This window comes from Pseudomonas sp. NFACC02 (assembly GCF_900110765.1).
Lineage (GTDB): Bacteria > Pseudomonadota > Gammaproteobacteria > Pseudomonadales > Pseudomonadaceae > Aquipseudomonas.
The window spans coordinates 17,277-27,196 of record NZ_FOEO01000058.1 but is presented as its reverse complement, the minus strand read 5'-3'; the positions used below and the strand labels follow the sequence as shown (position 1 = coordinate 27,196).

At 59.6% G+C, this 9,920-nt stretch carries 9 protein-coding genes and 2 pseudogenes; 4 read left to right on the top strand and 7 right to left on the bottom strand.

Annotated elements, in window-relative coordinates; all coding sequences use genetic code 11:
• Positions 1 to 666 precede the first annotated feature (666 nt).
• The 4 genes from BMY73_RS25960 to minC form a co-directional block, all read right to left on the bottom strand.
• On the bottom strand, positions 667 to 1,302 hold the full coding sequence (locus BMY73_RS25960; protein ID WP_062390345.1) for an RluA family pseudouridine synthase: 636 nt from the start codon (positions 1,300 to 1,302) through the stop codon (positions 667 to 669).
• A gap of 126 nt (positions 1,303 to 1,428) precedes the next feature.
• Positions 1,429 to 1,683 carry a cell division topological specificity factor MinE gene (minE, locus tag BMY73_RS25955; RefSeq protein ID WP_037013831.1) on the bottom strand — a complete coding sequence of 85 codons (255 nt, stop codon included), beginning with the start codon at positions 1,681 to 1,683 and terminating at the stop codon, positions 1,429 to 1,431.
• Positions 1,683 to 2,495, bottom strand: coding sequence for a septum site-determining protein MinD (minD, locus tag BMY73_RS25950; protein WP_062390343.1), 813 nt, complete (start codon positions 2,493 to 2,495; stop codon positions 1,683 to 1,685). The genes minE and minD overlap by 1 nt, the downstream gene beginning before the upstream one ends.
• A gap of 198 nt (positions 2,496 to 2,693) precedes the next feature.
• Complete coding sequence (gene minC, locus BMY73_RS25945; RefSeq protein ID WP_092410717.1) at positions 2,694 to 3,440, bottom strand: septum site-determining protein MinC; 747 nt, start codon at positions 3,438 to 3,440, stop codon at positions 2,694 to 2,696.
• Between the two features lie 145 nt (positions 3,441 to 3,585).
• On the opposite strand from minC, the gene BMY73_RS25940 reads away from it, so the two are divergent.
• From BMY73_RS25940 to BMY73_RS28970, 3 genes and pseudogenes are all read left to right on the top strand, one after another.
• On the top strand, positions 3,586 to 4,518 hold the full coding sequence (locus tag BMY73_RS25940; RefSeq protein WP_062390340.1) for a lipid A biosynthesis lauroyl acyltransferase: 933 nt from the start codon (positions 3,586 to 3,588) through the stop codon (positions 4,516 to 4,518).
• A 19-nt stretch (positions 4,519 to 4,537) separates the two neighbouring features.
• Positions 4,538 to 5,477: pseudogene (locus tag BMY73_RS25935) on the top strand (patatin-like phospholipase family protein); the annotation flags it as partial.
• Positions 5,478 to 5,539: 62 nt separating this feature from the next.
• Positions 5,540 to 5,788, top strand: a pseudogene (locus BMY73_RS28970) (patatin-like phospholipase family protein); the annotation flags it as partial.
• Positions 5,789 to 5,925: 137 nt separating this feature from the next.
• On the opposite strand, the gene BMY73_RS25930 reads toward BMY73_RS28970, so the two are convergent.
• From BMY73_RS25930 to BMY73_RS25920, 3 genes are all read right to left on the bottom strand, one after another.
• On the bottom strand, positions 5,926 to 6,780 hold the full coding sequence (locus BMY73_RS25930) for a pirin family protein (protein WP_092410713.1): 855 nt from the start codon (positions 6,778 to 6,780) through the stop codon (positions 5,926 to 5,928).
• A 238-nt stretch (positions 6,781 to 7,018) separates the two neighbouring features.
• On the bottom strand, positions 7,019 to 7,822 hold the full coding sequence (locus BMY73_RS25925; RefSeq protein WP_092410711.1) for an MlaA family lipoprotein: 804 nt from the start codon (positions 7,820 to 7,822) through the stop codon (positions 7,019 to 7,021).
• Positions 7,815 to 9,113: a serine/threonine protein kinase gene (locus BMY73_RS25920; RefSeq protein ID WP_062390332.1), complete on the bottom strand. Its 1,299-nt coding sequence runs from the start codon at positions 9,111 to 9,113 to the stop codon at positions 7,815 to 7,817. The genes BMY73_RS25925 and BMY73_RS25920 overlap by 8 nt, the downstream gene beginning before the upstream one ends.
• A gap of 222 nt (positions 9,114 to 9,335) precedes the next feature.
• Here BMY73_RS25920 and BMY73_RS25915 point away from each other — a divergent pair, with 222 nt between their 5' ends.
• Positions 9,336 to 9,707 (top strand): hypothetical protein, encoded by a 372-nt coding sequence (locus tag BMY73_RS25915; protein WP_092410709.1) that lies wholly within the window; start codon positions 9,336 to 9,338, stop codon positions 9,705 to 9,707.
• Positions 9,708 to 9,920: the final 213 nt, after the last annotated feature.

Sequence of the window (9,920 nt, the reverse complement as noted above, 5' to 3'; positions counted from 1 at the left end):
AAGCCACGCTCCTACGCCTTCCAGGCAGAAGCAAGGCTGTGCCAAGCATAACGTGTGTTCCCTCCGCCCAGACTCGGGATTGAAGAGGGTTCGCGGCTTTTGATTCTGGCCGGATGCCGTAGGAGCGTGGCTTGTCCCGCGATCTGCCGCGCAGCGGTAGCAAAATCAGACGACTCGGTAGTACCTGACACACCGTGTTCACCGGATTTGCTGCCGGTTCCCGGCAGATCGTCCGAGTGCGGCCCAGAGCAAGCGCGCTCCTACAGTTAAGAATGCGAGCAGACGATTGATGCACGTACCAAAAAAGCGAAGGGCGTTAGCTCCAGCCCGCGTTACTCTTTTACGCGACAGTTCAGACCACACAGAACGCGACTTGGGTGCAGGCCGAACGCAGGCGGTGCGGAGTGGGTCGAGCGGCATGGATGCCGCGAGAGCCGCCCCCGGCCATGGATGGCCGATGGCGGCGGACCCACGGAGCATCGCCGGAGTTGAGGGAACCCGACGAAGTCGGGCCTAGCCAGGAGCTGGACCCTTGGTTACTTGGGGTCTTTTCAAGTAACCCGCCGAAGGCGGAACGCTTCTGCCGTTAGGCAGAACCAAAGACGTGCATCACTATAGAAAACGGATATACCCACCGATCTAGGCGCCACCCACAAAACAGCGCATTTAAAACGGCGCTGCACACTCAAACCGCAACCGCTCCCCCGAAACAGGATGAGTAAACGTCAACATGCTCGCGTGCAGACATAACCGCGGATAGGCCGCCAACGCCTCGGGATGTGCATATAGTCCGTCCCCCAACAACGGATGCCCGATCGACAACATGTGCACCCGCAACTGATGCGAACGCCCGGTGATCGGTGTCAGTTCGACCCGACAATGCGTGTCATAACGCTCCAGTACCTTCCAGAACGTCAGCGCATGCTTGCCGAACTCATGGTCCACCACATGCCGGGGCTTGGTCGGCGGGTCATACCGCAGGGGGAGGTCGATGCTGCCGCTGTCCAGTTCGGGCTGCCCCCAGGCCAGCGCGGTGTACGCCTTTTCGGTTTCCCGGTCGTGAAACTGACGAGACAGCTCACGGTGCGTATCCGCATCGCGGGCCAGCAGGATGATCCCGGACGTTTCCCAGTCCAGCCGATGGACGATCCGTGCCTCGGGGTAGCCGTTTTCCTGCAAGCGCGTGATCAGGCAGTCCTTGTTGTCGTCGGCGCGACCAGGCACCGAAAGCAACAGGGTGGGTTTGTTCACCACCAGCACGGCATCGTCCTGATGGAGAATGTGAACATTGGACAGCGGCATCAAACAGCCTCGTAGCTAAAGGTCTCTTCGCAAAATAGACCCGTTGAAAACACCAACGGCGGCTCGCTCACCCGCGCCCCGCAAAGGGTTCGGGTGACCGAGCCGCCGTGGCGACTGCCTGTTCGATCAACGATCAGGCAGGGTGATATTGAGTTCCAGAATCGAGCAGCTGCCGTCGTTTTCCAACGCGACATGTACGTCATCGTTGCCGATATTGACGTATTTGCGGATGACCTCCACCAGTTCCTTCTGCAAGGCTGGCAGGTAATCCGGAGTGCTGCGTTGGCCGCGTTCGTGCGCCACGATGATCTGTAGACGCTCTTTCGCTACCGACGCGGTGCTTGGCTTTTTGTTGGCACGAAAGAAGTCAAAAATACTCATTAATTACCCCCGAACAGACGTTCGAAAAATCCTTTTTTCTGTACGTCCAGGAAGCGGTGCTCGCGGTCTTTGCCCAGCAGGCGGTCGACGGCATCGCTGTACGCCTGGCCGGCGTCGCTCTGGTCGTCGAGGATGACCGGCACGCCCTGGTTGGAAGCCTTGAGCACAGCCTGGGATTCAGGAATCACGCCCAGCAGGGTGACGGCCAGGATTTCCTTGACGTCTTCCACGCCCAGCATCTCGCCCTTGCTGACACGCTCAGGGTTGTAACGGGTCAGCAGCAGGTGTTCCTTGATCGGGTCTTCGTTGCGCTCGGCACGACGCGACTTGCTGGCCAGCAGGCCCAGCATGCGGTCCGAGTCACGTACGGAGGACACTTCCGGGTTGGTCACGACGATCGCTTCGTCGGCGAAGTACATCGCCAGGTGAGCGCCCGTCTCGATACCGGCAGGGGAGTCGCAGACGATGTACTCGAAGGATTCCTTGAGTTCCATCAGGACCTTTTCCACGCCTTCTTTGGTCAGCGCTTCCTTGTCACGGGTCTGGCTTGCGGCCAGTACGTACAGACCTTCGATCTTCTTGTCTTTGATCAGGGCCTGTTGCAGGTTCGCTTCGCCGTTGACCACGTTGACGAAGTCATAAACGACGCGACGCTCGCAACCCATGATCAGGTCGAGGTTACGCAGGCCGACGTCGAAGTCGACGATCACTGTTTTGTGGCCGCGCAGAGCGAGGCCTGTACCGATAGCGGCGCTGGTGGTGGTCTTGCCCACACCACCCTTGCCGGATGTAACCACGAGAATCTTGGCCAAGGTGAATCACCCCTAGAGGAAAAGGATTTTTAGTCCCTGAAGAGCCCCTCGTGACACAGCGTGATGCGAGCAACGGTGGAGACACGCGCCTGATGGAGGCTCATGTTTCGAGAAAACAAATGAATTTCCCGGATTTCCTTTCCCTTTGCATCGTTTTCGCAATGAATCAGAGTGGCTTTGAAAATGGCGCAGTATCCGTTAAAGACGGGTGATGTTCAACACGTCGCCGGACAGACTGACCTGCACCCCGGCCCCCCACAGAGGATCTCTGCGCAGGTCTTCGGAAACCTTGTATTGCCCGGCGATGGAGACCAGTTCGGCCACCATTTGCTGGCAGAAAATCCGCGCTTTGGTGTCGCCTTTGATGCCCGCCAGTGCCCGACCTCGCATGGGACCATACACATGGATGTTGCCATCGGCGAGAAGTTCCGCGCCGGGGCTGACGGAGGAAATCACCACAAGGTCCGAACCCTGGGCATAAATCTGCTGACCACCGCGCACGGGAGCCGTGATTATCTTGGTCGGCTTGATCAGAGGCTCGGGTGGTTTTTCGATGACTTCGGGCTTTTTCCTGACTTCGCCTTCCGTCGGATCGAGCGGTCGTTCCCGCGCACCCGACGGTGGCAGGACGGGCAGGTCGATGGCAATGGCGGCCGCAATGTCTTCAATGCGATTGGCGCGAATGGCCAGTGTACGCAGACCGTGCTGGCGGCAGATGCGCATCATCGCCGGGAGATCGATCGCGCCTTCGTTGGGCGGCAGCTTGTCCAGTGCCAGCACCAACGGGGTGTTGCTGAAGAAATTCGGCGCCTGGGCGACTTTTGCCGCCAATTGACGATCCAGCGCTTCGAGGTTGTTGCGGCCCAGCTCCAGCACGGTGATGGCCAGCATACTGCCCTTCAACTGGAACACGGGATCCTTGTCTTGCAATTCGATTTGGCTCATGTCGGCATACAGCGGCTTGTCGCTAAAAGTGCCGAGACTTATAACGAGAACGCCCGCGAGTCGCAAGGGAGCGGCAACCGATGAACCGCCACCGATCCGGTCGAGACGATGTAGAATGCCCGCCTTTGCCCTGACGGAAGCTGTAATGGATCGCCCGCGTTTTCGAGCTCAATTTCTTCATCCTCGCTACTGGCCGCTCTGGCTGGGGCTGGGTCTGCTCTGGCTGGTCGTGCAGTTGCCGTTTCGAGTGCTGTTGGCCATTGGTCGGGCGCTTGGCGCGATCATGTATTACTTCGCCACCGACCGCCGGATCATTGCCGCGCGCAATCTTGAACTGTGCTTCCCGCATTACTCCAAGGCCGAACGCAAGCGTTTGCTCAAAGAGAACTTCGCCTCCACCGGCATCGCCTTTTTCGAAATGGCCATGAGCTGGTGGTGGAGCCCGCAACGGCTGGCCCGGCTGGCCCATATCGAAGGCCTGGAGCATCTCAAGCAGCCGCAGCTTGAAGGCCAGGGCGTGATCCTGATGGCGCTGCATTTCACCACCCTTGAAATCGGCGCCGCATTGCTCGGCCAGCAACACACCATTGACGGCATGTACCGCGAGCACAAGAACGCGTTGTTCGATTATGTGCAGCGCCGGGGCCGTGAGCGTCACAACCTGGATTCCATCGCCGTTGAGCGCGAGGACGTTCGCGGGATGATCAAGCAACTGCGCAAGGGCCGGGCCATCTGGTACGCACCGGATCAGGATTACGGTGCCAAGCAAAGCATCTTCGTGCCGTTGTTCGGCATTCCGGCGGCCACGGTGCCTGCCACCAGCAAGTTCGCGACCCTTGGCCGCGCGCGGGTGGTGCCGTTTACCCAGGAGCGTCTGGCGGACGGCAGTGGTTACCGACTGGTGATTCACCCGCCGTTCGAGAACTTCCCCGGTGAAAGCGATGAGGCCGACTGCCTGCGCATCAATCAGTGGGTCGAGCGCGCGGTGACGGCATGCCCCGAGCAATACCTGTGGGCGCATCGGCGTTTCAAAAGCCGACCGCCGGGCGAGCCGAAACTGTATAAAAAGCGTGGTTGAACCCCAGGGCCGAACCTTCATGACGACAAGCGCAACAGAACAAGAAACCGTCAGCAGCGCTTCAACCGGGTCGCAGATCCCGAATGCCATCGAGCCGGTCACCGGTCTGATCCTGTCCGGCGGCGGAGCCCGCGCGGCTTATCAGGTTGGCGTGCTTGCGGGCATTGCCGACTTGCTCCCGGTGGGCGCGAAGAACCCTTTTCCCGTGATCGTCGGCACCTCGGCAGGCGCGATCAACGCGGTGAAGCTCGCCAGCGGCGCGGCGCAGTTTCGTACCGCCATTCATGAACTGACTGACTTCTGGCAGGGCTTTCGCAGCCATCAAGTGCTGCGCAGCGACTGGGCCGGCGTGATTCGTCAGGCGGCGCGGTTCTTCGGGCGCAGTTTATTGGGCATCGGTCGCCAACAAGTGCCTGTGGCGCTGCTCAACAGTTCGCCGCTGAAGGACCTGCTCACCGAGCGGCTGAATCTCGACGGAATCGACGAAGCCATCGAGGCCAGGCATCTGCGGGCGGTGGCAGTCACTGCGTTTGGCTATGAGTCGGGTCAAGCTGTGACCTTCTATCAGGGGAAGGGCAGCATTGACGCCTGGTTGCGGCATCGACGGATCGGCTTGCCGACCAGGCTGACGGTCAATCACCTGCTGGCCAGTTCGGCGATTCCTTTGCTGTTCGCGCCGGTCAGGCTGGAACACGAATACTTCGGCGATGGTGCGGTGCGTCAGTCGGCGCCCATCAGTCCGGCCTTGCACCTGGGGGCCAATCGCGTGCTGGTGGTCGGCGTCAGTGGCAACCCGCGCGGACTGGGCGCGAACACGCCGAGGCAGCGCGCGGTGAGTGGTGTGCAGCCGACTCTGGCCCAGATTGGCGGGCACCTGCTCAACAGCACGTTCATCGACAGCCTCGAGAGCGACATCGAGTTACTCGAACGGCTGAACCTGCTGAGCCGCATGCTGCCACCCCAGACGCCCCATGAGCCTTCACCTCAAGTCTCGGAGCAACCGACGCCCGCGCAGTCGCTTGCGCCAGTCGAGGTGCTGGTGATCTCTCCCAGCCAACCCATTGATGAAATCGCCGCCCGCCATCGCCGCGAACTGCCGCCTGCGTTGCGCACGTTTCTGCGCGGCCCGGGCGCGACCAAGACCAGCGGGGCAGGGGTGCTGAGTTATCTGCTGTTCGAATCGGGGTATTGCAGTGAGCTGATCGAACTGGGCCGCCGCGATGCGATGGCCCAGAAGGAACAACTGATGAGGTTTTTGCGGCTGGATTGACACAGTTCTGTGTCAGGCACACTGAATCTGTAGGAGCCGGCTTGCTGGCGAACGCAGTGTTTCAGTCACCTGATTCAGCGCTGGATATACCGCATTCGCCAGCAAGCCGGCTCCCACACCCAAGAGTGACTCAGGTATTACGCCGTCAGCTTGTCATCCCGAAAATCGCGCAGCGCCTGTTCGATCTCTTCACGGCTGTTCATCACGAACGGCCCGTATTGCACGATCGGCTCGCCCAGCGGTTTACCGGCAATCAGCAGCACCCTGCTGTCGACCGATGCGGTCAGTTGAAGCTCGCCGTTCTCGGACATTCGAGCCAGACGGCTCTTGCCGAGTTTCTGCGGTTGACCGGCGATTTCCACCTCACCTTCGTACACATACAGCAGCACACGATGACCTTCCGGAACCTTTGGGGCGATGCTCGCGCCGGCCGGCATATGGAAGTCGAAGTACTGCGGCTCAGTGTCCGGACGCTGCACCGCGCCGGCCTGTTGCGTCTGACCGTCGTCGAACTGCCCGGCGATGACGACCACGTCGACGCCGTTTTGCGTGGTGACCCGTGGGATGCGTTCCGGCTGGATATCATCGTAACCCGCGTCGCCCATCTTCGATTTACCGGGAAGATTCAGCCATAGCTGGAAGCCGCGCATCACGCCTTCTTCCTGTTCCGGCATTTCGCTGTGGATCACCCCGCGCGCAGCGGTCATCCATTGCACGCCACCGCCTTGCAGCAGGCCAACGTTGCCCATGTGGTCTTCGTGGCGCATGCGGCCTTCGAGCATGTAGGTCACCGTCTCGAAACCACGGTGCGGGTGCGGCGGGAAGCCGGCGATGTAGTCGTCAGGTTTGTCGGAACCGAATTCGTCGAGCATCAGAAACGGGTCGAACGACTCGACACCGGGACCGCCGAAGACGCGTGTCAGCTTGACGCCTGCGCCGTCAGAAGTCGGTTGACCGGCCTGGATCGACAGCACTTTACGTAATTGAGTCATAAGGCTCACTCCGGAACAGGTGGGAATGGCGCCTATGGTATGCCTGTTAAGGCGATAGATGGTTGACGATTTTGCGGGGGATTGATCGGCTGGTTAGATGGATCTGGCGCGCTATCACCCTTTTTGTGGGAGCCGGCTTGCTGGCGAATGCGGTGGATCAACAACATCGATGGTGAATGAACCACCGCATTCGCTGCCCTCGTAACCTCGGACGGCTCCTACATGGACATTGATTTACCTACTCCGAAATCTGCAACTTGCGCGCCTCGGTGTACACGTATCGCACCTTCTCGTATTCGAACGGCGAGTCCATCTGTCCATAACGGAAGCTGGTGGTGTAACGGCGGTCGATCGCGCGCAGCAGGTAGAGCTCCGGATGGTCCTCGCTGACTTGCGCGACGTTCAGGAAGTTGATCTGCGATTCGGCGGTGAAGTCGAACACCAGGCCACCAGTGTCACGGAAGTTCGACGGGCCAAGGATCGGCAGGACGAAGTATGGACCGGCAGGCACACCATAGAAGCCCAGGGTCTGACCGAAGTCTTCACTCTGCTTGGTCAGGCCCATCATGGTCGCCGGATCCCACAGGCCTGCGATGCCAATCGTGGTGTTAATGATCAAACGCCCTGTCGTGGACATCGACCGCTTGCCCTTGAACTGCAGCAGGCTGTTCAGCAGGTTGGGGATGTCGCCCAGGTTGCTGAAGAAATTGCTGACGCCGGTGCGGACAAAGCTGGGCGTGATGTATTTGTAGCCGTTGACCACGGGCAGAAAGATCCACTCATCGAACCGGTAGTTGAAGTGGTACACCCGACGGTTCCACGACTCCAGTGGGTCATAGACGTTGAGCGCGTTGAGCGAGGAACGCTCGAACTCCTGCGCATCCAGCCCGGGGTTGAATTTCAGGGACTTCAATGGCTCGGTGAAACCGTCGTCGCTGTCATGGCGCTGCACGGGGGCGGCCTTGGAGACGATCGGCGCATCGGCCGCATGAACGGCGCCTGCACAGAGCAGGGCGGCAATAAGCAATAGACGTTTAGCCACGGAAAAACTCCAGCATGGCGTCGCTGTTGACGCGATAGTTCATGTTGCCGCAATGACCGCCATACGGATAAACGGTGAGGCGATCGCCAAAGGTCTTGCGCAGAAATCCGAGGTCGCCCGGGCCGAGGATCAGGTCATCGGCGTTGTGCATCACGGCAATTTTCTTGCTGGTGCTCAGGTAATCCTTCAGGGCGTACAGACTGACCTGATCGATCAGTTGCAGCAGGCTGCCACCATCCGTGCGGGCACGCCACATCGGGATCACCTGCTCGGTCACGTAACAGTCGAAATCGCACTGCAGCGCGCGCTTGAGGAACGGCGTCAGGCTGGTGCCTTCACTGATCGGCGTCTTGGGCGGCGTGATCAGGCCTCGGCGGTTGATCAGGTCCGACGTAAACGCAATGTCGGCGGCCGAGAAACGGAACGAGGTGCCGATCAGCATCGCCATTTGCTCATTGGACAGGTGCTGCTTGGACTGCTGGAAGTCGTACAGCAATGCGTCGTTAAGGTCGATGTAGCCTTTGTCGCGGAAGTAGCGGGTCAGTTTTTGCAGCACCAGTTCATAAAAGGTGGTGCTGTTGGTGATGCCCTTGACCTCGGTCTGGACCAGTTTGTCCAGGTTGGTGATGGAGGTGTAGAGGTTCACCGGCGGGTTGATCAGCAGCACCTTCTTGAAGTTGAAGCTTCTGCGGGTTTCATCGAGTTTGCTGACAAAGGCCGCGTCCAGTGCGCCGAGGCTGTAGCCGCTGAGGTAATACTCGGTGACTTGCAGTTTGCTCTGCTGGGCACGCACGGCCTGCATCACGCGGTAGAGGTCTTCGGCGTCTTCGGAGGTAACGCCGGGTGTGGCGAAGCGTGAGGCAGCGCTCATGAAGTCGTAGCTGGTGGGCGACGAAAGCTGTACGACGTTGTAGCCCGCTCCGTAGTAAAGCCGCTTCAGATACTCGTTGAGGGTGCTGTTGTACGGGGCGCCAGTACCGGCGATCAGGAAGATCAGCGGAGCAGGCTTGTCCTGTTTCGCCAGGCGGTAGTGCAGTTTCTTCACTGCCCAGAAGTTGTCGGGGAGTGTGAATTCGCGATCGGGGCGCAGGGTCAGGCTGTAGTCGTCCTGATCGATGTCAGCGTCCTCGGGCACCTTGGCACGCAGATCAGGCGGCGTGGTCGCAATGGTCGCTTCGAACGGGTTGGTCAGTGGGAAGCCATAGCTGGACGGATCGATGTCGACCGCCATCACGGACGCACTCAAGAACAAGCCGCCTGAGAAGGCGGCGAGGCGCAGAAAACGAAGCATGACTAAATCCCTTGGGAAAGAAGTGCTGTTGAGATACGCAGGCTATGACACGGGTGTAGTGCCAAAGTGCCGTGCTGGCAAGTAACCCCGGTAAAGACCCTAGGCGACAATACACGTTCTGGCACTTCTGGCGTGTCCGGTTGTGCTTTTAATGTGAAGCGGTTTCTGTCTACAGGCGGCTGCGGCTATGCTGGCTGCCGTTTTCCAGAACTGGGGTGTTCCGTGTCGCGTCGTTTGCCGCTGGTTGTTCTGCTTGTGGTGCTGGCCCTGTGGCTCGCTGCCTTGTATGGGCTGCGTTATGGACTGATGGAAGACGTGCAGTGGGTCGGGCTGTGTTCCGAAGGCGCCGCGAGATGGCAATGTCAGGTGCGTGCGAACCTGGGCCTGATGATTCATTTCGGGGTGTTTGGCTGGGGCGCGTTGGTTGCCTCGGTTATCGCATTTTTTGTGCCGCGCCGGTCTGGCTGGGCACTGGCGCTCGGTGGATTACTGCTGGGGATGCTGGCGCTGGTGTTGTATTCGGCAAGTCTTGCGGTGTTCGCCGTGGTGATTGCTGGATTGCGACTGGTGCGGCCGACAAACGTACGCCCCTGAAAAAGCCAACCGCCAGACAGCATAAAGGGGAGCCGAGGCTCCCCCTTAAATCGTTGCACGTGCTCTTTTTTTATTGTTTTAGGGCGGTCTGTTGTTGTTTTTGGCGACCTGTCCCTTTACAGCGTTCTTCAGTGATCCCCATCCGGGATACAAGAGCAAACGTATTTTTTTGAGCGCTGATCTGCTTTGATCCGATTCGCTTGTGGCGAAGAT